Origin of the sequence: Methanolacinia petrolearia DSM 11571, assembly GCF_000147875.1 — an archaeon.
Classification (GTDB): domain Archaea; phylum Halobacteriota; class Methanomicrobia; order Methanomicrobiales; family Methanomicrobiaceae; genus Methanolacinia; species Methanolacinia petrolearia.
In genome coordinates this window covers 2679091-2705044 of record NC_014507.1, presented here as the reverse complement: position 1 = coordinate 2705044, position 25954 = coordinate 2679091, and the positions used below count along the sequence as shown (strand labels likewise).

Here is a 25954-nt window from a genome sequence, read left to right as displayed (position 1 = left end):
AGCCCCTGGTTTGAAAAATTAAATATTTTTTTCAAGAATTATCTTTGCTCTTTTGAATATCCTGTCTGATCCTCTCATTATATCTTCCGCGATCGATTCGTGGAGGTATTCTGGTTCGGATTCCGGATTTTCATACTTCATTGCATATTCAAAATCTTCAAGAATTTCACTTCTTATAAGACCTTTGTCTAGAAGCAGCGACTCCGCAGCAATCACAAGCAGAGGAACCTTCTTTTCCCTGTATCCTTCGGAAAAGACAAGTGCTCTTATAGAATGTATCTGGGAGTTTCTGCCCGATATCATTGCCCTGATAAAATCGTGCTCTTCAAGGGCTTTGTGCCCGCTCTTCAAATCTTCTTCTGCATCAGTTATCTCCCTGTTTACGAGAGTTGGGTCGATATTCGCCTTTGATATCAGGCCCTTTCTGACGCATTCTTCAAACTTCGTTCTCATTGAACTGTAACTCCATGCGAAGATTAAATGATTATAAGTTGTACTGAGAATTATTAGATTTATTTTTTTCATCCCGGAAGATCCGAAGGATCGGAGGCACCCCGGAAGATCCGAAGGATCGGAGGTACCCGGGATGGCCCCTGCAGGAGCGGGGATAATTTTTTGAGTCGGCGGGGTGAATCAAAAATCAATGGATTATCCCGGGAATGATCCTGCGGGTGAAAAGGCAGAGGGCCTACAGCGTTTTGTGGTTCACTTTCACAGGTCAAAGACACCACATTACGATCTCCGCCTGGAGAGGCATGGGGTTCTTAAATGCTGGGCAGTTCCCAAAGGAATCCCTGATCACCCTGGACTCAGGCGTCTTGCAATCGGCAGCGGCGATCATGATCCGTCGGTCCTTGATTTTTCCGGGACTATTACGGAAGGGCAATACGGTGCCGGCGAGATCTCAATTTATGATTCGGGAAATTATGAAATGGAATCATGGAAGGATGAAAAGATTGTATTCGTGCTGAACGGCATGAAGTTCAAAGGCCGTTATGTTCTTGTAAGGTTTAAGAAGGCAGGTGATAAGGACTGGCTTTTGATGAAGACCGTGTGATGCCTTCCTCAAATTCAGTAAAGGTTGTGGTGCTTCATCAGGTATTCCCTGATCTTGTCCGATTCAAGCCATCGCTTGTCAAGTTCATTGATCAGTTTATCGATTGTATGGATTTGGCTTAATATCTTCTCAGAATAATTTGATTCGTCCATTAGTGCATATCCGGCGATAACCTGCAGCGGGTTCCTGATCTCGTCGTTCAGGATTGCAAGCTGTTCGAAATTTCTGTTGATCTGGATCATCATCTGTGTGTGCTCTTTTCTCAGGGCCACAAGATCGGTTACGTCTGAGAATATAGCTGCGAACTGGCCTTTTTTTGGTGAATATGAATAGATGTGGTAGTACTTCCCGAATGTCGGATTATAATCCGAAAATTCCTCAGGCTCTCCTGTAAGGGCCACCCTTCCGTACCTTTCCATCCATCTCCTGTTGTAATCCGGGAAGAGTTCAAGTACTGTCTTTCCAACCATCTCCGAGGAGAAGAGACCTGTCATCTCTTCGAATGCCGGATTTATGTCCAAAAACCTGAAATCATATGGCTTTCCCGAATCGTCGGTAATGATCTCGTGAAGGACGAATCCGTTGGTCATCGTGGTGAAGAGCTCCCTGTACTTTTTCAGGATCTCGTCGAGAGCCATTTCAGCCTTCTTTCGGCGTGAAATGTCAAGCACCGATTCAACCGCTCCGATTAATCCTCCTTTCTCACTGAATACCGGGTATGCGGCGACCTTCACGTTTCTTCCGTCGGGTTTCACCTTTTCTTCTATCAGGGGCTGACGTGATTCCATTGCCTTTTTAATTGTACAGTCGGGGCACGGCGAATCACGGTTGTACCATAGTTCGTAGCAGAACCTGCCCTTCATTTCAGCCGGAGTCAGGCCGACTGAGTCTGCAGGCTGCTGGTTAGCCCATATAATCCTGTAATTCTTATCGTAATACACAAGATTTTCATGAACCGAATTCAGGATTAAAGTCTTGTCCATCTCTGATTTTTTCAGGGCCTTTTCAGAGAGGATTTTGTCTGTCAGATCGACCATATGGAAGCAGTACTGGCTCTTTGGCTCCTCAAAGAATACGCTTATTTTAAGCTTCAGGGTTCTCTTTTCTCCTTTTATATTCAGGAGTTCGACGTCCTCGGTCCAGATGCAGCCTTCATCTTTATTGTAATCGTAGACTGCCAGAATATCTCCATAGTCTCCTGCAAATTTCAGATTACGGATGTGAGGTTCAGCTGATTGCGGGTTCATGAATATGAACTGCAGTGCAGCAGGATTGTTATAAATTATCCTCCCCCTGTCATCCGTTATTATCACGGGATTCGAAGCATTATCTATAATTAATCTTAGTGCCCTGTTCAACGGTGCATATCCATTAATCTCCCCCGATTTCTGCGTTGAATCCTTTTGACAACCCATCTCCGCCCACGTTTTAGGTATCATTCTTAGATTAAACTGATTCTTATGCTGGATTATATTTAATTTTCACAATAGGAATATATATTCTATTTAAAATATGACCGCATTTAAATCTTATGGCAGTATACCCATACGGTCTTGTTTTTCATTTTGGAACTGCTAATAAATAGAGAGAAGCGATATGCACACCCTGAAGGACAAAAAAATTCACCTTGAGACATATGGCTGCACGTTCAATTTTGCCGATACCGAAAAGATTGTACGTGTTGCGGAAAAGCAGGGGTGCAGTATAGTGCCGCCGGGAGAGGCGGAAGCGGTTATTATCAATACCTGTACTGTTGTCGCCCAGACCGAAAGGGCGATGCTGAGAGTCATCGCCGAGTTTCCCGACAAGGAGATCTATGTCACAGGTTGTATGGCGGTGGTTCAGCCGGATCTGATATATGGTGTCCGCCCCGATGCAAGGCTGATCCTCCCCGAGGACCTGAACCGGTGCCCGGAGACGATCGGATCTCTTGTGGACGGTTCGACAGGGATTGTCCAGACTGCCAGGGGATGCGTAAGCAGGTGTGCCTATTGCATCACAAGAAGCGCCCGGGGCCGTCTCCGGAGTTTTCCGGAGGATAAGATAATTGAAGAGATTGAACGACTCGTATCGGCCGGTGCGGTTGAAATCCAGCTCACAGGGCAGGACCTGAGTGCTTATGGGATGGATACCGGTTCATCCCTCCCGGATCTATTAAACAGGATTAACTCATTGGAAGGAGAGTTTATGGTTCGTGTCGGGATGATGAACCCTTCTACAGCTATCCCGCTGACTGATGAGCTGTCCGATGCTTTTTTGGGAGAAAAGATATTTTCCTTCGCCCATCTTCCGGTGCAGTCGGGATCTGATAAAGTCCTTTCAGATATGAAACGGGGATACCAGGTACAGGATTTCAGAAATCTGGTAGCTGAACTCAGGAAGAAGGACCCCGGGATCAGAATATCGACCGACTTTATCGTAGGTTATCCTACCGAGACCGAAGAGGACTTCCTTAAAACACTGGCACTCCTTGAAGAGATCCGGCCAACCAAGGTGAATATCACCCGCTTTTCGGCAAGAGAAGGGACAGATGCGGCGAAACTTAAGGACATTCCCGACTGGATAAAAAAGGAGCGTTCCAGAGCACTTACGATTGCCGCGAACAGGCTCTATGATTCAGTAAACGAGTCGTTTATCGGAAAGGATCTTGATGTTATCGTAACAGAGAGGAAGAGGGCCGGAAGCTGCATTGCAAGGGATAAGTCATACAATAATATCGTTATAGAAGAGGAGCTGGATGCCGGAACCCGCTGCAGGGTCCGGATAGTTTCTCACAGGCGGCATTATCTCATCGGAGAGAGAATCGGATAGAATAATTATACCTGATCGTTTTTTTGCTTTATAGATCCAATTTTTTGTTATGGGAAAAATAGAGGAAGGGTTTGACGAACTACTGAAACAGATCGAGGAGATCAAGGAGAGGGAGGAGGAGCTGACCTCCGAAGTGCTGGAGAATGAGGCGCTTCTTCTCAGGAGACTGGCGGAGAAGGCAAAACCCCTCGTATCAAAGTTGGGTGTTACACTTCTGATCGGTGCGAAATCCGATGCATCTGGCCAGATGGTCGAGACACGCTTCCATGACAGGAAGATGTTTGTCCTTGGGAAGACCGATCCCATGCCTTACCGTCCGGACGATATGAGCAAGCCCGTCAACAGCCAGTTCTGTGCCCTGAGCGAGGACGGGAAGTTCATTGAGCTAATGTACTCGACAGTAGGTCCCCTGACGGATTCATATGAGAACGAGCTTACTGCTGAGGAGGCTCTCGATCTTTACGGCCTTGAGATCCTGTATATGCTCTATAAGGCGTTCGAGCAGTACCTGACGGATGAGAAGGAGTTTGTCACTGCTCTTGAGCGGGTAATTTCGTTTATGATGAAAGAGGAAGAAGGAAAATAATATTATTTGAAGATCGGGATCATCGGCTTGGTGGGATCGTATTCACAGTCGTCTTCAAAACGAAGATCTTCCGATTTGCTGTAACTTTTTCCAGTCTCGTCCGAATACTCGATAATAACCCTGTTTTTTCCGATCAACTGCCCGCAGTCGGTCTTCTCTTCTCCGTCGGCATCGATCCGGTCGATTATATATTCAAGGTTTGAAGGCACGACAGATACATGAATCTCAGAGGCCCCCGCGTTTCCGATATTCCTTATTACGAAACTCCGGCCGTCTTCCCCTAAAAATACAAAAAGAACAGGCCTGTCGATCGCTTCTCCTGCCGACTCTGTTATATGGATCACCATTGCAAGGGTTCCTGTAAGAATCAGTCCCGTGGCGGTCAGCAATACTGAAACTGGGAAAAGTAGGGCCGATATTGCGAGGCAGGCGATAATGGCAATTTTATAAATTCTCTCCATCTGAATAAACCATTTTTTGCAGGGTATAGATTATAATGGATTTGATCTGTAACCGATAAAGTCACCATGGTGTAAAAAATGAATTATCCAATCCTGTAACCGGACTTTTCCCATGCCTCTCTCATTGTGTCGTTTTTCATCAGGTACTCGTCGACGATTCTTTTTTCAACGCTGTTAAACGGGCATGAGAAATTTACACATTTCCTGCAGAAAAATGTCCTTAATACCTGGTAAAAAGCAGCAATTGCGTAGATAAGGAGGATCACAACTCCTGTTCCAGCCGCGAGAGCGATTGTACCGGAATACCCTGATATTGTTAGCCAGATTACGGCTGCTGCCGATGCCGCCGGAAAGATAACCAGGAAAGTGGCAATCAGGAATTTCATCATAAATTTTTCACCACCGGTCATCGGGGCCGGGTTATACCTGAAGATCTTCGGCATCCCGTTGTTTGCAAGACATTTCAGGGTCTTACCCTCCCCTGCGTAATAAGGACAGTGGCTGCAGAGAAATTTGATCTCGTACCCGAACATGGCGACGATGAGAAAAATATAGAGCGCGAGCGGCCAGTAAAGTGCAGTCATGAGCCAGATCATGGCCAGAAGTATAATAGTCCCGATAAAAAGACCGGAGGCCGCCGCTAAAAAGGAGTTCAGAATATTTTTGTCCCACCTGCAGTTCAGGTATGTACCCATGGTGCACGAACCGCAGCCGGGATCTTTTCGGACAGTGCAGTTTTGTTCCCTTCCGGTCTCTTCCATGTTATGAGTTGAGTTTTATTCTGAATTTATCTTAACGTCGGCCGGAGCGGTTCTGTTGAAAATCCGGGCAGATCGGAGATCTGCTCGCAAATATAATCCTCTATGATCTACATAAATTAATGGAGATATGCTTGAACTGAAATTTATCCGGAGCAGTCCGGATGTCGTCAGGGCCGATCTTAAGAAGAGGGGCGATGCGGAGAAGCTTGCATGGGTGGACGATCTTCTTGCAAAGGATGAAAGATCACGCGAGATGCAGGTCGAGATAAACTCCATGCGAAACCGGAGAAATATCATCAGCCGTGAGATAAACCAGACAAGAAAGGCAGGGGGGGAGATCTCCGGTCTCCTGGAAGAGGCGAAGTCTCTCCCGTCAAAGATAAAGGATGCCGAGACCGAACTTGCGGAGATCCAGGAGAAGATAAAATTCTACCAGATGAGAGTACCGAATATCCTTCACGAGAGTGTTCCTGTGGGTGCTGACGATTCGGAGAATGTCGAGGTCAGCAGGTGGGGCGAGCCGACAGTTCCATCATTCGAGGTGAAGAATCATGGAGAGCTTGCGATCGAGAAAGGCCTGGCAGAGTTCGAGAGGGCTGCGAAGATATCTGGTGCCGGGTTCTACATCCTCAAGGGAAGGCTCGCACTGATGGATCTCGCCCTCCAAAGGCTTGCAATCGATCTTCTGGCGGAGCGTGGATATACACCGGTAATGCCGCCTTATATGATGAACCGTGCGGCATACGAGGGTGTTACCGATCTCTCGGACTTCGAGAACGTGATGTACAAGATCGACGGCGAGGACGAGTTCCTCATCGCAACGAGCGAGCACCCGATGGCCGCGATGTACATGGACGAGATCTTTGAAGAGAAGGACCTTCCGCTCAGGCTTGCTGGTATAAGCACATGCTTCAGGCGCGAGATCGGCTCCCACGGTCTCGATACGAAAGGGCTCTTCAGGGTTCACCAGTTCAACAAGGTGGAGCAGTTTATCTATTGCAAACAGGAAGATTCCTGGAGGCTTCACGAGGAACTCCTGAAGAATGCAGAGGATATCTTCCGGATGCTTAAGCTCCCGTATCATGTCGTGAATATATGTACTGGCGATATCGGAACCGTTGCCGCGAAGAAGTACGATATCGAGGTCTGGATGCCCCGCGAGGAGACCTATCGCGAGGTCGTCTCCTGCTCCAACTGCACCGCGTACCAGGCGGTAAGGCTCAATATCAAGGTCAGGGATCCGCACGAGTTCGAGAAGAAGGATTATGTCCACACCCTGAACAGTACGGCGGTCGCGACGACGAGAACTCTCCGTGCGATTCTCGAAAACTGCCAGGAAGAGGATGGAACGGTCGTTATCCCCGAGGCTCTCAGGCCGTACATGAACGGTGCCGAAACCCTCTGATTTTATTAATTTTATTATATTTTTTGATCGATCCAGCTCTTTTGGAATGTTATATTCAAGAAGGGGGACTATTCCCCCTTCCTGTGCTTCCTCCCCCTCGTGGCGAGAAGTCGCAAAAGAGATGGAAGAGCGTCTCATTTGATTTGGGGTTTTTCTCCAAAAATCGTGTTTTCTTCCGGCCTAAGGCCGGATTTATCACGAAAGCACAAGCCCTGAGGTCAGGGCGTGTTCGCGAAGCGGACGCGGAGTGAACTGCGCAAGGGTTGCCTACCGAAGGGCTGTCGCCCTTTCGAAACCTACAGCGACCTTCGGTCACTTGTAGAAAAATAAACTCCGTAAAGAAGGCTGTCGCCTCAATCGATTCCTACTGCGACCTCCGGCCACCTTTGAACAAAATGAAGTCCGTGAAGAAGGTTGTCGCCCTTTCGAAATCCAAAAAATAACATATGTTACAGTGTGATTTTGTATCTGTATTATAGAAAGTTGAGAAGTTATCACGAATTTGCGATATCGAAAACTCATTCTTATAAAAATTTCAAAACAAGAATGGGCCCGGTGCGACTCGAACGCACGACCTCCCGGTTATCAGCCGGGTGCACCACCGACTATGCTACGGGCCCTTTAGTAGTGCCTAAATAAATTGTTTTCATTGGTTTTTATAGGTTGTGGATTTTGTTTGGTGAATAATTTCAGGATATAACAGTAGTTAGCGTTCAGAAAAAATGAAGCATTAAAGTTTAATGGCACGGATTCTGGAAGAGGTATGATAGAAACTATAGATTATGGATGCTTTCCAGACACCTATCTCTTTTATATATTTTGCGCCTATTAACATCTAATACTGAGTCAGAGAAAGGCGGTTTAGATGTGTTCAGTTATAACCTGGCCGGATAATGGTGTTGCGAACGTCTCTGCACGCAGCACGGATTGGTTTGAAGAGATGGATAGTGATCTATATGTTTTTCCGCGAGGCATAAGTCACAAAGGCCTTGAGGTCGAGGGCGAAAATTCTCTGGATTGGATATCAAAATATGGTAGCGTCGCCACAAGCGTATATGGATTGGGTAGTAGCGATGGCGTCAATGAAAAAGGACTTGGAGCGCATGCACTCTGGCTTGCCGAATCAGACTACGGTGCCCGCGACAGATCGTTGCCCGGCCTGTCGATAAGTCTCTGGCCGCAATTTTTCCTTGACAATTTTGCTACAACAGCAGAAGCGGTCGAATATGTGCAGGAACATCCTTTCCAGATTGTCACAATGCCCTTTTCAAGCTCGGGCAAACCGGCAACAGCTCACTTGAAGATCGAGGATGCTGCGGGGTATTCGGCTGTTTTCGAATATGTAAAAGGCAAACTCAATATATATCACAGCTCTGAGTTTCGTGTGATGACCAACTCGCCTTCTTTTTCAGAACAGTTGGAAAACCTTAAAAAATATGAAGGATTTGGTGGCAGCGACCCGTTGCCTGGAACTACCAAGGCAGCTGACCGCTTCGTTCGTGCTGCCTACTATCTAAGGCACCTCCGTGAGCCGCATACGGTGCAGGAGAGTATTGCAGGTATAATTAGCGTAGTACGCAATGTTAGTCAGCCTTTTCTTGCACCAAGTCCAACAGAACCTAACACTTCATCCACACTCTGGCGAACAGTGATCGATCACACCAACAAGGTCTATTACTTTGAGTCCACATTGAGTCCCAATATTGTCTGGCTCGACCTTAAACGCCTCAACTTCTCTGAAAACGCCGAAATCAAAAAACTTTCGGTTTCCGACTCGCCGGACCTTATCGGAGAGTCTTCAGCCTCTCTTATCGATACCACTCCCCCTGCGTGGGGTATGCCGAGCACTCAGTAAAACCATCAGCGTTTGGATCTGGAACTATCGCCACGTGAAACTGGCGATAATTTCCTCATTTTCACTGGCTTTATAGGTTGTGGACCACTATTGGGGAACCTGATAAATATCAGAGTAAATATTCTCTTTAATCCGACTCTCACCCTAATTTTCTTTCTCACCATTGATCTTTAGTAGATATTTATCAACACCTTAAATGCCATCCGGATACAAAAATATCAAACAATTATGGCTGTCAGATATATGCTTGGAAACGAGGCGATCGCACACGCCTGCGTTGAGGCCGGCATCGATTTTGCATCCGGCTATCCGGGGACGCCATCGTCCGAGGTCGTCGATACCCTGAGACGGCAGAAAGTCCGTGATTTCTATATCGAATGGTCCGTAAACGAGAAGGTTGCATTCGAGAATGCGCTCGGTGCCGCGTGGACCGGTGTCCGTTCTCTCGTGACGATGAAGCACGTCGGACTGAACGTCGCCGCAGACCCGCTCATGACCAGTGCGTATACCGGTGTGAAGGGCGGATTCGTTATCCTCTCCGCAGACGACCCGTATGCGCACAGTTCGCAGAACGAGCAGGACTCGAGGGTTTATGCACATTTTGCACGGATCCCATGCTTCGACCCGGCAGGGGTCCAGGAAGCGCACGATATGATGGCCGCCGCATTCTCACTCTCCGAGGAGTTCTCGCTTCCGGTTCTCTTCAGGCCGACGACGAGGGTATGCCACTCGAAGAGCGATGTCGAACTCGGTGAACCGGCCGGGGATCACCGTAAGGGGAGTTTCGAAAAGGACCCGAAGCAGTATGTTGTAATTCCGGCGCATACCCGCATTCTTCATAAAAAGCTCAACGAAAAACAGGCTGCCCTTGCGAAAAGACTCGTTGAACTCGGGTTCAACAGGTATGAGATAAAGGGGAAGACCGGGATTATCACGAGCGGAATCGCATCGGAATATGTAAACGAGATCGTGCCCGGTGATGTCTCCGTCGCAAAGATCGGTGCGTACCCGATAGACGAAGAGTGGCTTGTCGGATTCGTATCGAAGCATGAGACGATCCTTGTCGTCGAGGAATGCGCCCCGGTGGTCGAGGAGGTCGTCCGCCAGGTTGCATGTGAAACCGTTATTCACGGCAAAAAGGACGGTTGTGTCCCGTACGAAGGCGAACTCGATCCTGCATCGACAGCCGCAGCGTTTGAGAAGGCCGGAATACCATACAACGGAGATTTCCCTGGAGACATCTCTCCTGCAGAAGGTCTCCCGCCCCGCCCGCCGATCCTCTGTGCCGGATGCGGCCACCGTGCGACATTCTACGCGATGAAGAGGATCTTCGGAAACAAGGGGATATATCCCTCCGATATCGGGTGTTATACGCTCGGGCTCCAGCTCGGTGCAGTCGACACCACGATATGCATGGGTGCTTCGATTACAATCGGAAGCGGAATCTCGAATGCGGGCGATGAAAACCCTGTAGTATGCACAATCGGAGATTCCACCTTCCTCCATACCGGAATCCAGGGACTGATCAACGCAGCCTACAACGGCGCCAACATGACCGTGGTAATACTCGACAACAGGATCACCGCGATGACAGGCCACCAGCCGAACCCGAATACGGGTGTAACGGCGATGGGAGACCCTTCACCGGCGATCTCGCTCGAGGCTCTCTGCAGGACCTGCGGTGTCTCGTTCGTCGAGACGATCGATCCCTACGACTATGTTACGATGATCGAGACATTCAAAAGAGCGAAGGAGACCCCCGGTGTCAAGGTGATCATCTCCAGGCAGCCTTGCGTCATTGATGCAAGGCGCAGGGGAATCAAAAGAAAGCATTACTTCGTCGATGCTGAGACATGCACGGGCTGCGGAGTCTGCGTCAAATATGGCTGCCCTGCGATCGAGTTCATAGACGAAAAGGCATCAATTAATTCCTTATGCTCCGGGTGCGGGGTGTGTGCGGATATCTGTCCCCAGGGAGCGATAAGATCGGAGGTGAAGAGATGACCGGAAGTTACGATCTCCTTATAGTCGGCGTAGGAGGCCAGGGAACGATCTTTGCCTCCAATATAATCGGAGAGGCATGTCTTTCTGGGGGCAGAACGGTCCGTTCGGCAGAGACGCACGGCATGTCGCAGAGAGGTGGATCGGTTGAGACCCACATCAGGATCGACGGAAAATACGGCCCGCTGATCTCTCCCGGAACGGCAGACCTGATAATCTCATTCGATCTGCTTGAGGCGGTGAGGTACAGTCATTTCCTCAAGAAAGGAGGGGTCATAGTCTCGGGTAAAGACATCGTGGTTCCCACATCGACATTCCAGCAGGGCCTTGAAGTGCCTTCCCGTGAATCGCTTGAAAAGATGCTCTCCGGGACGGAGTACTACATAATCGACGCCGTTTCGGCCGCGCTTGAAGCCGGGAATATGCTCTCGCAGAATATCGTCATGCTGGGTGCCGCATCGCATCATCTCCCTGTAAAACCCGGGTCGCTTCTTGAGGCGGTCAAAAAACAGGTTCCGCCCAAAACAGTTGAAATAAATTCAAAAGCCTTTGAGATTGGGGTAAGGGAAGGAAAAAAACAGCCCTAATATACCCTCTCCGGCAATTCTTTTTCCTTTTACAACAATCAGCGATTGCTTTATATTATGTATGAAACCTAATGGAAATTGGTAATGAATGAGAGTATTATATATAAAGGCGCCATTCTTTCAGCCGTAAGCTTAGCCGTCGGCGGAATAATAATCGCGGCGATGATTATGGGATACAGCTATGAATATTTCAATATTATTTTGGCAATAATCTCCGTCCTTATCGTTGTTGGAATTGTAATCATAATGTACGGAACTTCAAAGATCAAAGAAGAGCAGGAAGAGTCGGGTGAATAGGACGGCTCTCAGGCTCTGCCTGGCACAGGCCGAATCCGCGTGGAAAAACCCGGAATTAAGCCTGAAAAAGGCATCTGTTTTTGCTGAATGTGCCTCCCGCGATGGTGCGGCAATAATCTGTTTTCCCGAACAGTTTGCAACCGGCTGGGACCCTGCTTCATCATCATTTGCTGAAGATGAGGGCGGCCCCGTATCGGGTATGTATAGCGATATCGCGGCAGAATCCGGTATAGGTGTTCTCGGGAGTTTCAGGGAGAAAGATGGTGACGGCTTTCGGAATACTGTGGTTTTCTTCGACGAACACGGTAAGGTTCTCTCGAAATATTCAAAGATACATCTCTTCTCCCCGGCAGGCGAGGACAAATGCTTCAGTCCGGGCTCTTCACCGTCGGTGTTTGAATACAAGGGTATCCGGTTCGGTATCGCGATATGCTACGACCTGAGATTTCCGGAACTCTTCCTCAGGTACAGGAAGCTCGGCGCCGAATGCATACTTGTGCCCGCGGCATGGCCGTGTAGCAGGCTCTCCCATTGGGATCTCTTCCTCAGGACGAGAGCTGTCGAGAACAGATACTATCTGGGAGGCATCAATACGATCGGCAGAACTCCGGTGGACGAATACTGCGGCGGCTCGATGGTCATATCCCCTTCCGGAGATGTTATTGCAGGCCCGGTGAAAGAGGAGGGCCTTCTCTACGCGGATATAGATCCCATAAATTCGGAAAAATTACCCGGCCCCGATACACTTTCGGACCGCAGAGATGATCTTTACAAGTCCTGGATGCAGAGTTCTTAGAGATCATAAAGGATGAAGGGGGAAAAACATGTCTTCTACACGTTACTTTCAGCAGGAGTCCTGCTGTCTCCCGTAGTCTCCATCGAAAATATTCCTTTTATAGTCATATTCCTCATTGCGGCATTCGTCGGGTCACTTGCACCGGACGCCGACTCCGCCGACTCTTCGATCATGCACGGGATACCCGGGGGAAACGGCACGGTAAGGGTGGTCCGCCGGCATACCGTTCTTGTCCTCCCGTTCTTCGGATATCTTATACGCTACCTGATCTATTTTCCTCTCTCGGCGCTGTTATGGATAATAACTCTAGGGAAGGTGAAGCCGAAGCACAGGGGTCTTCTGCACTCCCTCTTCGGGACGTTCTTCATGTCTGCAATACTTACGGCGATGCTCCTGTTTATCCTTTACCTGCTGTCGGCATCGGATTATTCTCAATATGCACTTTTGTTCGGTGCAGGAATGTTCTTTGGTGCGTTCATGCATCTCGTTGAAGATTCGTGCTCTAAGAGCGGCGTCTACTGGTTCTTCCCTTTTTCGGATAAAAAAATCGGCGGAACCCTGCTTTCAAGAGGGAAGAGAAACCTCCTGATAACGGCAGTCCTTGGAATCGGTTTTGCTGCGGTCTATGTCCGGGATTTTACTGAAACCTTCCTCCCTCAAATGCCTTTTGCAGCCCCTTTGATCGTTCTCTTCTTTGCGTGGGCGATCATCCTCAAAATGACCGGTGCGAAGTGGAGCTGATTCGCATTCCGGCCTTTGCCGGGGCAATGTCCACTACATATAACATCTCAGGGGACAGAAACTTTTAATCATGTTTCGTCTTGTCTGTATAAACTGCGGTGCAGAATACAACCAGAACGAGGTAATTTACCGCTGTGGCAAGTGCGGACACCTTCTTGCGGTCGAATATGATTTCGACACGATAGATGTCTCGCGCCGGGAATGGGACTCGCGCCCGCTGAAGCTCTGGCGCTATAAGGAACTCCTGCCTGTAAGCAGGGAGCCTGTTACCCTCCAGGAGGGCGGAACTCCGCTCTATCACCTGAAAACAATAGGCGAAGAACTCGGATTAAAGGAGCTCTATGCCAAGCACGAGGGCATGAACCCGTCCGGTTCGTTCAAGGACCGCGGGATGACCGTCGGGGTCTCGATGGCGCTCCAGCTCGGGATGAAGACCGTCGCCTGTGCAAGCACGGGAAATACGTCGGCGAGCCTTGCACAGTATGCGGCAAAGGCCGGGATACCGTCAGTCGTGCTCCTTCCTGCGGGAAAGGTTGCGCTCGGAAAGGTTGCCCAGGCGCTTATGCACGGTGCAAAGGTAATTGCAATACGCGGAAACTTCGACAGGGCGCTTGAGATGGTCCATGACCTCTGCATCAAGGAAGGTCTCTATCTTCTCAATTCGGTCAACCCTTACCGTCTTGAAGGCCAGAAGACCATCGGTTTCGAGGCCATAGACCAGTTAGGAGGAGTTCCGGACAGGATGGTTCTTCCGGTAGGAAACGCAGGCAACATATCTGCGGTTCACAAGGGTCTCGGGGAGCTTATAAAGCTCGGATTCATCGACTCGATGCCGATGATGACCGGTGTCCAGGCCGAAGGTTCGAGGCCGGTTGCAGATGCAATCTCGAAGAAGCTTCCGGAAGTCATACCTGACAAGAATCCCGAGACCATCGCAACGGCCATAAGGATCGGTGCGCCCGTAAATGCCGAAAAGGCTCTTCGTGCTATAAGGGAGACCAACGGAACCGCTCTTTCCGTTACTGATGAGGAGATTCTTGCGATGCAGAGAGATCTCGCAAGAAAGGAGGGTGTAGGTGTGGAGCCCGCATCTGCCGCTTCTGTTGCAGGCATTAAAAAAATGGCTGAGGAAGGTCTTTTGGATAAGGACGAGAGAATAGTCTGTGTAGTAACGGGTCACCTTTTAAAGGACCCGGAGACGGTGATCAGGCAATGCGAACCTCCGACAGAGATAGACGCGGATCTCGAATCCTTGCTCTCTGTGTTGCGTTAATCCTTCTCGCAGCCTTTTTTTATCCTGCATCTGCTCTTGATGCGGATTATTACGTTGCGGAAAACGGCAGCCTCTTTCATGCAGAAGTCGCCATTCAGGGGGCTGAGGCGTATGAGTTCACGGAACCCGGGTACCTGGGCGAGAAAGTTTCTGTGGATGTCACGAATATCTCGCTTTCCGGGGAGTCGGGTGAAGATGCCGGATTTGAGGAGGGATGGCATTCGATCTCGTTTGAGAAAGGCAACTATACGGTCGGGTACGACCAGGCATTCAGTAACAATGATTTCAACGTCCTGATGGATTCATCCTATAACATCACGCTGTATCTTCCGGATAAATACTCGGTATCCAACCCGCTTCTCGGGATGGTGTCCACTGGCGGTTCGGTAAATAAGAGCGGAAATTTCACCGAAATCTCATGGAAGATGAAAAAATATGCAGAAGCAAGATTCTATGACGATTTCCAGGAGAAGATGCTGTTTGCATTCGGGTCGTTCTGGCTGGCTCTTGTACTCATATTCCTGATCCCGTATCTTCAGTCAAGAAGGAAAAAAGATCAATAAAAAATACAATTTCTCATAAACCATATATTGATTTCAGGCCTTAAGAGATTTTTTTCGTGAAATCCTGCTAAAAATGCGGTTGAATTCGGGTGGATTCCGTTTAGGGATCACCAGTCTTTGTTATTATCGACCCTTTCCACATCGTCGGGAATCTTATCCAGATCCCCCGAATCTGCATTATCCGGAGTCTGTGTCGGGGTGCTGCCATAAAGTTCGTCCAGGAAAAGCGTTTCACCGGGGTCAAGTGCCGTGCACCCTCCTGAAAGAACAGTTGCTGTCATAACAAATGCCACCAGTCCCAGGAAGAACACCTTCTTCATACGAATACTGATTGTTCAGATTTGATTTAAACAATTCGGAAATGCCAAAAAAGAGATTTGTCCGGGAGACTATTTCTTCCTGTAGATGTTCAGGCCGATCTTGATCTCTTCATTGTCCGGTATTGATACATTCCCTTCTGTCGATGCGATTGTGATTGACTTCCCGGATTTCGACTCCCCGAAATCCTTTGAGATGTCTACCTTAATCGTGAGAATGTTTCCTTCAAGTTTCATATCAACGTTTTTCATAAAAAAGGATCTGTAGTTCCTGTTATTTAGATTATGACATATAAATGTCCTGAATCGATTAATGGTGATGTTCCTGGTGCCCGCCTTTCTCTTCCCAGGGCTCAAGGCCGTTCTTCGCCCGGTAGTCATTGATAGCCTTATGGATCGCTTCTTCGGCCAGCACGGAGCAGTGAAGTTTCTGGGGCGGAAGGCCTTCGAGAGCCTCTGCAACGGCCTTGTTGGACAGATCCCACGCCTCTTTGACGGTCTTTCCCTTTATCATCTCGGTTGCCATGCTGCTGGATGCAATTGCAGCTCCGCACCCGAACGTCTGGAACTTCACATCCTCGATGATGTCGTCCCTGACCTTTATGTATATCTTCATAATATCCCCGCACTGGGGATTTCCTACCTCTCCGATTCCGTCGGCATCCTCGATCGTTCCCTGGTTCCTGGGATTTTCAAAGTGATCCATAACCTTATCGCTGTACATTTTCATTCTCCTCTTTCAGTTGTTTCTCAATTCAGGCGGTGTCAGCGGAGACATGTTCCGCAGTTTCTGCACTACCTCGCGGATATTTTGCACGACATATTCAATATCATCTTCGGTGGTATCGTGCCCGAGCGTAAGTCTCAGCGATCCGTGTATGATCTCGTGAGGCAGGCCACATGCCATAAGGACATGGGAGGGGTCGAGAGATTTCGAACTGCACGCACTGCCTGTGGATGCACATATCCCTCTCCGGTTAAGCATTAGAAGAATTGATTCCCCTTCGATATACTCAAAGACGATATTCACATTGTTCGGGAGCCTGATCTTAGGATGGCCGTTCAGATAACTCTTCGGAATTTCAAGGAGTTTTTGAATCAGCATATCGCGAAGAGAAGAGATCCTTCCGGATTCTTCTTCCATCTCTGCTGCCGAAAGTTCGATGGCCTTTCCCAGCCCGACTATTCCGGGAACATTCTCTGTGCCGGCCCTCCTGTGCCTCTCCTGTGCTCCGCCGTGCATAAGCGGATCGATCTTCACCCTTTTGCCGATATAGAGTGCACCTGTTCCTTTCGGTCCCCTGAATTTATGCCCTGACAACGAGAGCATGTCGATGTTCATTTCGCTGACATCGAGAGGGATATGGCCTGCGGCCTGAACAGCATCGGTGTGGAAAAGGACGCCCTTTTCACGTGCAATCTTTCCGATCTCCGCTATCGGCATGATCGTCCCGATCTCGTTGTTAGCCGTCATTATCGTGATCAGGATGGTCTTATCGGTAATTGCATCCCTGACATCGCCGGGGCTGACCATGCCGTATTTGTCTACTGGAAGGTAAGTTACCTCGAACCCCTGTTTTTCAAGCCATTCGGTTGTATGGAGAACTGCGTGATGCTCTACCTGCGAGGTTATGATATGATTGCCTTTGTCTCTGTTGGCAAATGCAACGCCTTTGATCGCCCAGTTGTCGGCCTCGGTTCCGCCGGATGTGAAATAGATCTCCTTCGGCAATGCACCAATCGCGGATGCAACCTGTGATCTTGCTGTCTCTACTGCTTCGGCAGATAATTCAGCAATGCTGTAAAGGGATGACGGATTTCCGAAATTATCCGACATATAGGGTATCATGGCATCGACCACCTCCTTCCTGGTGGGAGTGGTTGCTGCATTGTCCATGTATATGAATCTCTTTTCCTCGGTCATATCGATCTTCTGTTTAAGTCCTGCACAGAATCTCGATCTGAGACAAAAAGAAATTATCCGATCGGTTCTCTCCCTCATCTCTCAATGCCGGAAGTAATATGCGGTGGGAGCGGTCAAGTTATTCCATTGTCCGCGATATCATGGATTCGTTCGATGAAAAGATAAGAAAGCTGAAAGACGTCATCAATTCGGCCGGGAGTCTCCTTGTCTCCTATTCGGGAGGTGTAGACAGCACCGTCCTTGCCGTCGCAGCAAAGGAGGTTCTTCCCGCCCGGATGTCATGTGCACTCATAGACTCGCCGCTTGTCTCCCGTTCTGAGATAAGAGAAGCACTGGAGCTTGCCGAGTCGCTTTCATTGCCATGCTCCGTCATAAAATCAGATATTCTTGAGGATACGGAGTTCCGGGAGAACGGAAGGGATCGCTGTTACATATGCAAAAAGAAGATGTCCGGTCTTCTCCTCCGGGAAGCAGAGATGCTTGGTCTGGAGCATGTAGCCGACGGGAGCAACATCTCGGATCTCGCAAAGTTCAGACCCGGGTTCCAGGCATCGGGGGAGGCAGGAATCATCCATCCTTTCATTGAAGCCGGGATGGATAAAGAGGACATCCGGAAGCTTGCAAGGATCTACGGGCTTCCGGTCAGTGAAAAGCCGTCTTACTCCTGTCTTGCATCACGGATACCTTACGAAAACCGGTTCAAAGAGGAAATCCTCGGGGAGATCGAATCCTCGGAGGATTTTATAAGATCGCTTGGCGTGGGACAGGTACGGGTGAGGAAACATGGTGGCATAGCCAGGATTGAAACTGATCCTGGTGATTTTGGATTGATAATTTCAAAAAGGGGTGAGATTTCGTCTTTCCTAAAACAGAACGGTTTTAAGTTCGTGACTCTCGATCTCGGCGGTTTTGTCAGCGGGAGTCTGGACTGAAAATATATGAGCAGGGTATAAAATGCGTTTGTGAAACAAAGGTTTCATGTAAATCACAACGTGATTTTCATGTAAAATTAAACAGTTTCTAAAGGGTACGGTATCCTCCGGGAGGAACCTGAATTTCGAAGCATACTCCCGAATTGCTGTCGCCGGTCTCCTGGATGCTGATTCCGGTTATGGAAAGGATCTCTTTTGAGAGGAATAACCCAAGGCCCGTATTCCTGCCATATCCTCTCGCAAACAGGTTATTCCTGAAGGATGAAGAAATTCCCTCCCCGTCGTCAGTGTATAATATTTTCAGTCCGCCTTCAGCCGCTTTTACGGAGATATCAATCTTTGAAACATTGTCTCCGCCATGCCTCAGGGTGTTGTCGATTAAATTGAAGAAGACCTTCTCTACGAGTGGGTCTGCATAGATTTCGACATCTGTATCGTGCTCCGATATCTTAACCTCTCCTAGAGAAGATCCGGAAGATGCTCTCCTGATCATCTGGTGGAGATTGTTCCATACCGGGGCTGATGCCCCCATATCCTCGTAATCCTTCGTAAAATCAATCTCTTTATTGATCATTCTGGCGATATTCATCTCTTTTTCAATAATCTCTTCCATTTTTTCAGGATTGTTTAGGGAATAATGGCTGAGATCGATATACCCTCCAAGTGCTGCCAGCTGATTTTTTATATCGTGCCTGGTAATTCCGGAAAGCAAAGCCAGTTTCTTGTTCGCACTAAGAAGAGCCTCCTCACTCCTCTTCAGCTCTTCAGTGATCTTCTGAAGTTCGTTTTTTTGGCTGGTCTGGTAGTAACTAACTAAAAATGCGCTGTCCGCAATTACAAGTACAAGGAGAAAAGTAGTGGTCGTAAAAGCGAATTGCTGATCCGGCGACATAAGTACGGTTTTTGCCCATTCAACAGCAAGCATCCAGTAGGGAAGCATAATAGCCAGGAGAATAATTGTAATTATTATTGCCTTTACCGGGGGAAATGAAAGATAATAAAAAATCTTTTTCTTCCATTGTATGCCGGAAAAATGACTTTTCATCAGTTTAATATTTATGCCCGATCAATTTTAATATTGATTGATGAATACGCCGAACCCCGGTCAGGGTGCTGCAGGACTGCATCTGATCGATAATCAGGGAGACAGGAAGAAAAAAGTTCCAAAATACCTTTACGCCGCTCTTTTTTTCCTGCTGGTCTGTGCTAATGCCCTGATTGCTAAATTCGTTGTATTCTCGTTTAATTTTGCCCCGGGCACGGCCTATCTTTACGTGAGCATAGCTTTTATGATAGTTTTCGCCCTCTGGTTCGGAATGTACGGGGCTATTGCGGCATATGCCGGATGTTTTATAGGTGCGGGATTGTTGAGCGGACTTCCTTTGGATTTAAACATCGTATGGTCACTGACGGATTTTTGGGAGGCCCTCATTCCGCTTGTTGCATTCCGGGCACTCGGGTGTGACCCTGCGTTAAGGAACCGGCGTGATGTAATTGTGTTGCTGGTCTTTGGGGTTATTGTCAACAATATTGCGGGAGCTGTATGGGGGCCGGTTGCTCTTGCACTGGGCGGCCAGATCGCATGGGATTCCGTCGTCCTGGTAAGTTCGATATGGTTTCTTGGAAATTTCATATTGTGCCTATGCTTGGTTCCTTTCCTCCTCCTGTTCTTCACGCCTCTTGTGGAAAACCATGAGTTATACATAAGGAAATACTGGCATTAAAAAAGTCATTATAATAATATTATCTGATTCTATTATCCGGCGACCAGTGCCCCCTTAAACATTATCACCCGCCATTCGGTCCCGTAGAGTCCTGCTGAATCCCAGTATGCGAGTTTCTTCACAGGACTCCCATCACTGCTGCCGGTCGGATAATATGAATATGATCCGTACCCGCTGCTTTGTGTGGTAAATCTGACTCCAAGATTTCTCAGATTCGGGAAACTGCTGAATATATCATCGGTGAAGAGGTTTGCACCGACCTGCCGTTTATCCATATCATAAAGTATCAGGCCATCGGTCTGCATCACTGTAAAAGTATTGCCCGATGCATTTTCTTCAGGATTTATAATCCCGTCGAGAAGACTGAATGAGTTTATAACGGCTGTAACACCTCCGATGTTCTCTCCGTCTTCATCATATACCGGACGAACGATCTCAAAAACGTAGTAGCCGCCGTATTCAACGACTTCAGTCATTGCAGGCCCCTGCACCACAGATCCGGATAAATCCGGTAACCCTGCGATGCTCATGTTCAGCGATGAAATGTTGTATGAATCAGGAGTTACCTCTGCAACAGTCCCGTCAGGCGAGAATGAATATAAAAAGACTGCATCGGGAGTTTCATTGAAAATATCATCCAGAACCTTCTCTGCTTCTTCGCCGTTTATACCTGAAGACAATCCGGAGGAAGCTTTCTCAACTTCACCTGCAATTGTATCCAGTCTCTCCTGGATAGCTGCAGTAACGGATATTAATTGATCGGGCTCAGTGGTTTCTCCCTGCTGCTCAGGGAATATTACACCGCTTGCAAAAAGAACAATCGAGATAACGATTAGAGCTACAAGGATTAATATGCGGATAATTCTTCCTTTCTCCATAACAGGCACCAATCACCCTGGCGTACTGGATAACATGGAGATTATTTCTCGTCAATCCATTTAAATCATCAGGAAAACATAATACCGGTTAAGCCCGAAGAGTTGTTGTCTAATGCTTGTGATAATATGAATGCAAAAATACGGTTTGCAATGTTAATTTTTGTAATTGTCTCTTCGCTGGCAATGGTGTCGCCTGCAGCCGCAGTACTTACCAATATCCATGAGGGAGACAGCGTGTTTCTCGGGGAACAGGGCCTTGTTCTTGCTAGTGATGTCTTTTATAGTTCGGGAGGAGTATCTGACGATCAGCTCGCATATTATGGCGGGGGCAACCCGGCAACCGGTACGCCGGATTATGTGTTAACTCCTTCAAAAAACAGCTTTTATGTCGATCCCTCAGTCTTCTCCAGCCGTTTAGGCCTGTGGTACTCATATCCCAACGGCTCTAAAAACAGCTATGCCTCCATAAGCGTCCTTCAGCCTTCACTTGATCTTCGCCTGTGGGCATATCGCTCGGGCGGTGAGAGTTTTGATATAACTAATGGAAAGATTGTCAAGGGCGAGGCTCTCGACTTTCGGATCGATTCGAACCTGTATCCGATATTCCAGAGAGCAGGTGTAACATCCGGTGACGACGGGATAGATGTCAAGGTTAGAAATCAGGTGGGTGCAACTCTCACCGCATTAATTAACTGCAACGGGGCGTCGGTTAGCATAGTAAACGTTCATCCTACGACACAACAGTATTTCCTTCCTTCCGGAACGCTTACATGTGTATGGGATACCGGAAACAGCCAGTATAATGCAGGAAGCTATACGGTGTGGGCCGAGTGCAATGTCAACGGAATGAAGGACAACCTGGGATCGATTGAGGGGGAGACTATAACTCCCACTTTAAGTTCGCTGAAATCGACTTCTACACCGACACCCACGGCAACCACTTCCACAAAAACGGCGACTCCGACGGCCACAAAGACCAATACCCCGACCCCTACATCAACCTTGGTTGTAACGCAGGTGGCAACGACCTCAGCTTCAACGCCCGAAGAGACTGCTGTTACACCTGTTCAGACGGAAAAGACGCAGGCAACAACAGCCACGACGACTCCGACGGAAACACAGTCTCCGATGTCTTCAGTGACACTCATAATATCGGTGGTATTTGCCGCGATTATGATTTTTATGGCTTCAAAAAAGGAATAAAATAAATTAATCTCTTTTTGCAATAATTATGGCCGCTGCAACTGCAAGAACAGCCAGGGCCGGTGCAAAGGGAGATTCCTGCGGGTTTTGTTCGTTTTCTATCATTTTTTCTGCATAACGCTTGTTTGCCCAGACCATGCTGTTGTACGGATCAATTTCAAGAGCCTTATTGCAGACTTCAAGCTCTTCAGCATATCTTCCGAGATATTCAAGAGCATTTCCCTTATTGATGTATCCCTCGATTACTGTCGGACTCAGTTCGATTGCTTTATCCGACGCTTCGATTGACTCTTCGTATCGTCCCAGAAGTATCAGTGCCGTACCCTTGTTGATGTATGCATTAACATAGTCGGCGTTGTTGGGATCGATCTCTATTGCAGTGTCGGCCGCTTCAAGAGCTTCATCATATCTTTCGAGTGCCAGCAGGGCGTTGGATTTGCTGATCCATCCCCACGCCTGTTCGGGCTGGATCTCTGTTGCCGTATCAGCCGCTTCAAGTGCTCCGGTGAAATCGCCCATAACATACAGAATCCCGGATTTTGTGGCATATCCCAGCGCAAAGTTAGCTTCTTCAGCCAGTGATTTGTTAATCGCTTCGAGCGCCGCTTCGTAATCTCCGGAGTTTGCGAGGTCGACGGCGTTGTTATATTGATCGATATAACCGGTGTCAGTTATCTGAAACGCTGACGTATTTTCATCAGCGCATGCAGGAGATGTGAAGAATGCCGCGATCAGAAATACAGCGAATATCAATAATATTTTTTTCATGTTTCCCTCAGGATGATTGATTATCCAGTAATATTGTAGGTCAGTAAAAAAAGTTGTTGTGGTGATGTTGGGGGATTTTTTATTTCGGAGTAATGTCTATTCCGTATTTTTCAGCGTTTTTATCGGCTATTGCCTGGATTTTAGCGATTTCTTCGGGATTTGGTTCTGGTTTGAACAGGTGCCTGAACCTCTTTTGCGCCTTGAGATAATCGTCGACCGGGACACGCTTCACCTTTTTGGCCTTCGTGACTGCGCCATCCTCCATCTCAAAGTTGACCCAGAGTCCCGAGTCGATCGCGGCTTTTCCGATCTCCATCGTCTTCGATCCGTCGAAGCCCCACCCGGTGCAGCACGGTGCGTGCACCTGGACATAGCAGGGACCTTTCGTGTTGATCGCTTTCTCGATCTTCTTCATCAGATCCCCGGGATATGCAACGGACGCTGTCGCAACATACGGTGATCCGTGTGCGGCGAGAATCGCAGGCATGTCCTTTTTTGGTCTGCTGTTGCCCGTTGACTGCTTTCCTGCCGGGCTGGTGGTAGTCGAGGCATCGTATGGCGTGGCGCCGGACCTCTGGATGCCGGTGTTCATATACGCTTCATTATCGTAGCAGATATAGGTGATATCATGGCCTCTCTCGAATGCTCCGCTGATACAGAGAACTCCGATATCAAACGTCGCACCGTCTCCTGCGATCACCACGACCTTCTCATCGCGTCCCTGCATCTTTATCGAAGACTCAATTCCTGATGCAACGGCGGCGGAGTTCTGGAAGAGGGAATGGATCCACGGGGTCTTCCATGCGGTCTCCGGATAAGGCGTGGAGAACACCTCCATGCATCCTGTCGAGGCGACTACGATGGTGTTTTCGCCTGCCGCCTTCATGATCAGCCGCGCAGCAAGTGCGGGTCCGCACCCTCCGCAGGCCCTGTGCCCGGGTTCGAAGAGTTCGGGTTTATTGTCTGCCATCAGAGCACCTCCTCGCGAAGCCCGAAGAAGCAGTCGTCTTTGCCTTTTTCGGCCCATTCCGTAATCATCTTTATATCCTTCTTCCTGATGTCGCGGCCGCCGAGACCTCCCACATACGAGTGAACCTGTATTCCGGACGAGTAAACTGCATCCTTTACCTCAAGACCTACTGCACCGAGCATCCTTGATCCGATGTTGAGGTTCTTTTCGAGCACGGCGACGTTCGATACACCTGCAAGGGCTTTCTTTACGTCTTCGGCCGGGAACGGACGGAAAGACCTGAGCTTCAGGAGTCCTACCTTCTTTCCGTCCTTTCTCATCTCATCGACTGCGTCTTTTATCGTTCCGCAGACTGAACCGAGTGCCACTATGGCTGTATCTGCATCGTCAAGCCTGTAGCTTTCTACAAGGCCGGAATAGTCCCGCCCGAACATTTCTCCGAATTCGGCACCTGCCTCTCTCAGGACTTTATCTGCCCTTGTCATTGCGGCATTGATCTCGTACCTGAATTCCTGGTAGTAGTCGGGTGTTGCATACATTCCGAACGATATCGGATCCTTTGCATCCAGCCGCTGGTACGGTTTGAATGCAGGAAGGTATGCATCGACTTCCTCCTGTGTGGGGATATCTACCGGTTCGAAAGTATGTGTGAGGATAAAGCCGTCGAAGCACACAAACGCCGGAAGGAGAACATCATAGTTTTCCGCCGCCTTGTATGCAATGAAATGGAGATCTGTTGCCTCCTGTGCGTCTTCTGCATATAATTGCATCCAGCCGGAATCCCTGAGGAATATTGAGTCCTGCTGATCGTTCCATATGCTCAGGGGAGCACCGAGAGAACGGTTGGCGATTGTCATTACAATCGGAAGCCTCATTCCTGCGACATTGAATACGACCTCTGTCATAAAGGCGAGGCCCTGCGATGTCGTTGCCGAATAGACTCTCGAACCTGCCGCAGAGGCGCCCAGACATGACGATAAGGCGGAAAACTCACTCTCTACACAGATATAATCCGCATTCAGGTCTCCGTCGGCGACCATCTCGGCGAGCCTTTCGACTATATGTGTCTGTGGGGTAATCGGGTAGGCTGAGACAACCTGGGGCCTGCTCAATTTTACAGCCTCTGCCACTGCGTGGGAGCCTTCCATTATCTGAAGCATCTATTTTTCCTCCTTTTTCATCTTGATTGCCTCTTTGGGGCATTCTTCGGCGCACAGGCCGCAGCCTTTGCAGAAATCGTAGTCGACATCCGGGTATCCTTCTTCATCCTCGCCGATACAGACCTCGGGGCAGATCATCATGCAGGTTCCGCATGTGTTGCATTTGTCGTTGTCGAACTCTGGCCTGAATGTTCTCCACGAACCTGTTTTGTTGTCCCTTGCGTTTCCGGGCCTTGCGGAACAGCCTACGTTAAGCGGCATACTCAGGCGCCTCCTTTTACGATATCATATGCCTTTCTGGCTGCTGCGATATTCTTATCTGCAAGCGCTCCCGGGAATCTCTCGCGGAGCGATTCCTCAAGGGCATCGAACTCGATCTCCCCTGTTGCCGCTGCGAATGCGCCCATGAGAGTTGTGTTCTCGATAGGAAGGCCAAGTGTCTCCAGCGCGATCGATGTCGCGTTGATCTTTACCACTTTAACTCCTTCCGGTACTCCGCCATCGATCTCCTTTTCAGTATTGATTATTGCTATTCCGCCTTCTTTCATTCCGCTGAAGACGTTCACATCGCCGATCAATGTGCTGTCCTGGACGATGATATAATCCGGTTCATAGATCTGGCTCCTAAGCCTGATCTTCTTATCATCAAAACGGACAAATGCCTGCACCGGAGCTCCTCTTCTTTCAACTCCAAATGCCGGGAAGGCCTGCGAGTAGATTTTACTCTTAAAGGCCGCTGTAGCAATGAGTTCGGCAGCAGTGACCGAACCTTGTCCGCCTCTTCCGTGTATACGAAGTTCTCTCAAAAAAATCCCCAATAAATTTTACATGATTAATAATAAAAATATTCGTATTCTTTTCATTCTCTTTATTTTTTTGAAAAA

The 25954-nt window shown here is 48.5% G+C and carries 30 protein-coding genes and 1 tRNA gene; 15 read left to right on the top strand and 16 right to left on the bottom strand.

Annotation, left to right across the window (positions count from 1 at the left end):
• Positions 1–18 precede the first annotated feature (18 nt).
• Positions 19–453: a hypothetical protein gene (locus MPET_RS13590; protein WP_013330608.1), complete on the bottom strand. Its 435-nt coding sequence runs from the start codon at positions 451–453 to the stop codon at positions 19–21.
• Between the two features lie 190 nt (positions 454–643).
• On the opposite strand from MPET_RS13590, the gene MPET_RS13585 reads away from it, so the two are divergent.
• A complete protein-coding gene (locus tag MPET_RS13585; RefSeq protein ID WP_048130875.1) occupies positions 644–1057 on the top strand; it encodes a DNA polymerase ligase N-terminal domain-containing protein in 414 nt (137 codons plus the stop codon).
• 14 nt (positions 1058–1071) lie between these two features.
• Here MPET_RS13585 and MPET_RS13580 read toward each other — a convergent pair whose 3' ends face one another.
• Positions 1072–2496 carry a PAS domain S-box protein gene (locus MPET_RS13580; RefSeq protein WP_013330606.1) on the bottom strand — a complete coding sequence of 475 codons (1425 nt, stop codon included), beginning with the start codon at positions 2494–2496 and terminating at the stop codon, positions 1072–1074.
• A gap of 157 nt (positions 2497–2653) precedes the next feature.
• Between MPET_RS13580 and MPET_RS13575 the strand changes: the two genes are divergently transcribed.
• Both MPET_RS13575 and MPET_RS13570 read left to right on the top strand, forming a co-directional pair.
• Positions 2654–3868 (top strand): tRNA (N(6)-L-threonylcarbamoyladenosine(37)-C(2))-methylthiotransferase, encoded by a 1215-nt coding sequence (locus MPET_RS13575; RefSeq protein ID WP_013330605.1) that lies wholly within the window; start codon positions 2654–2656, stop codon positions 3866–3868.
• 49 nt (positions 3869–3917) lie between these two features.
• Positions 3918–4454 carry a hypothetical protein gene (locus MPET_RS13570; protein ID WP_013330604.1) on the top strand — a complete coding sequence of 179 codons (537 nt, stop codon included), beginning with the start codon at positions 3918–3920 and terminating at the stop codon, positions 4452–4454.
• A 2-nt stretch (positions 4455–4456) separates the two neighbouring features.
• Here MPET_RS13570 and MPET_RS13565 read toward each other — a convergent pair whose 3' ends face one another.
• On the bottom strand, positions 4457–4915 hold the full coding sequence (locus MPET_RS13565; protein WP_013330603.1) for a hypothetical protein: 459 nt from the start codon (positions 4913–4915) through the stop codon (positions 4457–4459).
• 83 nt (positions 4916–4998) lie between these two features.
• On the bottom strand, positions 4999–5676 hold the full coding sequence (locus MPET_RS13560) for a hypothetical protein (RefSeq protein WP_013330602.1): 678 nt from the start codon (positions 5674–5676) through the stop codon (positions 4999–5001).
• Positions 5677–5803: 127 nt separating this feature from the next.
• Between MPET_RS13560 and serS the strand changes: the two genes are divergently transcribed.
• Positions 5804–7081, top strand: a complete 1278-nt coding sequence (serS, locus tag MPET_RS13555; protein ID WP_013330601.1) for a serine--tRNA ligase — start codon at positions 5804–5806, stop codon at positions 7079–7081.
• Positions 7082–7628: 547 nt separating this feature from the next.
• Here the strand turns inward: serS and MPET_RS13545 are convergent.
• Positions 7629–7701 (bottom strand) — tRNA-Ile (locus MPET_RS13545).
• A 245-nt stretch (positions 7702–7946) separates the two neighbouring features.
• Between MPET_RS13545 and MPET_RS13540 the strand changes: the two genes are divergently transcribed.
• The 8 genes from MPET_RS13540 to MPET_RS13505 all read left to right on the top strand — a co-directional run bounded on the left by MPET_RS13540 (position 7947) and on the right by MPET_RS13505 (position 15194).
• Positions 7947–8936 carry a linear amide C-N hydrolase gene (locus MPET_RS13540; RefSeq protein WP_013330600.1) on the top strand — a complete coding sequence of 330 codons (990 nt, stop codon included), beginning with the start codon at positions 7947–7949 and terminating at the stop codon, positions 8934–8936.
• A gap of 228 nt (positions 8937–9164) precedes the next feature.
• On the top strand, positions 9165–10940 hold the full coding sequence (gene iorA, locus MPET_RS13535) for an indolepyruvate ferredoxin oxidoreductase subunit alpha (protein WP_048130872.1): 1776 nt from the start codon (positions 9165–9167) through the stop codon (positions 10938–10940).
• Positions 10937–11524: an indolepyruvate oxidoreductase subunit beta gene (locus tag MPET_RS13530; RefSeq protein WP_013330598.1), complete on the top strand. Its 588-nt coding sequence runs from the start codon at positions 10937–10939 to the stop codon at positions 11522–11524. The genes iorA and MPET_RS13530 overlap by 4 nt, the downstream gene beginning before the upstream one ends.
• Positions 11525–11608: 84 nt before the next feature.
• Positions 11609–11821: a hypothetical protein gene (locus tag MPET_RS13525; protein ID WP_013330597.1), complete on the top strand. Its 213-nt coding sequence runs from the start codon at positions 11609–11611 to the stop codon at positions 11819–11821.
• Entirely contained in the window at positions 11814–12617 is an 804-nt protein-coding gene (locus tag MPET_RS13520) for a carbon-nitrogen hydrolase family protein (protein ID WP_013330596.1), read from the top strand. The genes MPET_RS13525 and MPET_RS13520 overlap by 8 nt, the downstream gene beginning before the upstream one ends.
• Before the next feature lie 12 nt (positions 12618–12629).
• Entirely contained in the window at positions 12630–13358 is a 729-nt protein-coding gene (locus MPET_RS13515) for a metal-dependent hydrolase (protein ID WP_013330595.1), read from the top strand.
• A 70-nt stretch (positions 13359–13428) separates the two neighbouring features.
• Positions 13429–14631, top strand: a complete 1203-nt coding sequence (thrC, locus tag MPET_RS13510) for a threonine synthase (protein WP_013330594.1) — start codon at positions 13429–13431, stop codon at positions 14629–14631.
• On the top strand, positions 14571–15194 hold the full coding sequence (locus MPET_RS13505) for a hypothetical protein (RefSeq protein WP_013330593.1): 624 nt from the start codon (positions 14571–14573) through the stop codon (positions 15192–15194). The genes thrC and MPET_RS13505 overlap by 61 nt, the downstream gene beginning before the upstream one ends.
• A 107-nt stretch (positions 15195–15301) precedes the next feature.
• Here the strand turns inward: MPET_RS13505 and MPET_RS13500 are convergent, their stop codons facing one another.
• The 4 genes from MPET_RS13500 to nifS form a co-directional block, all read right to left on the bottom strand.
• A complete protein-coding gene (locus MPET_RS13500) occupies positions 15302–15514 on the bottom strand; it encodes a hypothetical protein (protein WP_013330592.1) in 213 nt (70 codons plus the stop codon).
• Between the two features lie 69 nt (positions 15515–15583).
• Complete coding sequence (locus MPET_RS13495; protein ID WP_013330591.1) at positions 15584–15763, bottom strand: hypothetical protein; 180 nt, start codon at positions 15761–15763, stop codon at positions 15584–15586.
• A gap of 58 nt (positions 15764–15821) precedes the next feature.
• The gene (gene nifU / locus MPET_RS13490) at positions 15822–16235 is read right to left on the bottom strand and encodes a Fe-S cluster assembly scaffold protein NifU (RefSeq protein ID WP_013330590.1); all 414 of its coding nucleotides are present in this window, start codon (positions 16233–16235) and stop codon (positions 15822–15824) included.
• Between the two features lie 15 nt (positions 16236–16250).
• Positions 16251–17435, bottom strand: a complete 1185-nt coding sequence (gene nifS / locus MPET_RS13485) for a cysteine desulfurase NifS (protein WP_048131188.1) — start codon at positions 17433–17435, stop codon at positions 16251–16253.
• A 98-nt stretch (positions 17436–17533) separates the two neighbouring features.
• On the opposite strand from nifS, the gene larE reads away from it, so the two are divergent.
• Entirely contained in the window at positions 17534–18367 is an 834-nt protein-coding gene (gene larE / locus MPET_RS13480) for an ATP-dependent sacrificial sulfur transferase LarE (protein WP_013330588.1), read from the top strand.
• A gap of 88 nt (positions 18368–18455) precedes the next feature.
• On the opposite strand, the gene MPET_RS13475 is transcribed toward larE, so the two are convergent.
• Entirely contained in the window at positions 18456–19412 is a 957-nt protein-coding gene (locus tag MPET_RS13475) for a sensor histidine kinase (RefSeq protein WP_013330587.1), read from the bottom strand.
• A 40-nt stretch (positions 19413–19452) separates the two neighbouring features.
• On the opposite strand from MPET_RS13475, the gene MPET_RS13470 reads away from it, so the two are divergent.
• On the top strand, positions 19453–20091 hold the full coding sequence (locus MPET_RS13470; protein ID WP_013330586.1) for an MASE1 domain-containing protein: 639 nt from the start codon (positions 19453–19455) through the stop codon (positions 20089–20091).
• Positions 20092–20123: 32 nt separating this feature from the next.
• On the opposite strand, the gene MPET_RS13465 is transcribed toward MPET_RS13470, so the two are convergent.
• Positions 20124–20969: a cache domain-containing protein gene (locus MPET_RS13465; RefSeq protein WP_013330585.1), complete on the bottom strand. Its 846-nt coding sequence runs from the start codon at positions 20967–20969 to the stop codon at positions 20124–20126.
• Between the two features lie 126 nt (positions 20970–21095).
• Here MPET_RS13465 and MPET_RS13460 point away from each other — a divergent pair, with 126 nt between their 5' ends.
• Entirely contained in the window at positions 21096–22172 is a 1077-nt protein-coding gene (locus MPET_RS13460) for a DUF3821 domain-containing protein (RefSeq protein WP_225353823.1), read from the top strand.
• A gap of 6 nt (positions 22173–22178) precedes the next feature.
• Here the strand turns inward: MPET_RS13460 and MPET_RS13455 are convergent, their stop codons facing one another.
• From MPET_RS13455 to MPET_RS13435, 5 genes are all read right to left on the bottom strand, one after another.
• Positions 22179–22940 carry a tetratricopeptide repeat protein gene (locus MPET_RS13455; RefSeq protein WP_013330583.1) on the bottom strand — a complete coding sequence of 254 codons (762 nt, stop codon included), beginning with the start codon at positions 22938–22940 and terminating at the stop codon, positions 22179–22181.
• Between the two features lie 79 nt (positions 22941–23019).
• Complete coding sequence (locus MPET_RS13450) at positions 23020–23910, bottom strand: thiamine pyrophosphate-dependent enzyme (protein ID WP_013330582.1); 891 nt, start codon at positions 23908–23910, stop codon at positions 23020–23022.
• A complete protein-coding gene (locus MPET_RS13445) occupies positions 23910–25070 on the bottom strand; it encodes a transketolase C-terminal domain-containing protein (protein WP_013330581.1) in 1161 nt (386 codons plus the stop codon). The genes MPET_RS13450 and MPET_RS13445 overlap by 1 nt, the downstream gene beginning before the upstream one ends.
• Entirely contained in the window at positions 25071–25331 is a 261-nt protein-coding gene (porD, locus tag MPET_RS13440) for a pyruvate synthase subunit PorD (protein WP_013330580.1), read from the bottom strand.
• Between the two features lie 2 nt (positions 25332–25333).
• Entirely contained in the window at positions 25334–25876 is a 543-nt protein-coding gene (locus MPET_RS13435; RefSeq protein WP_013330579.1) for a pyruvate ferredoxin oxidoreductase subunit gamma, read from the bottom strand.
• Positions 25877–25954 lie beyond the last annotated feature (78 nt).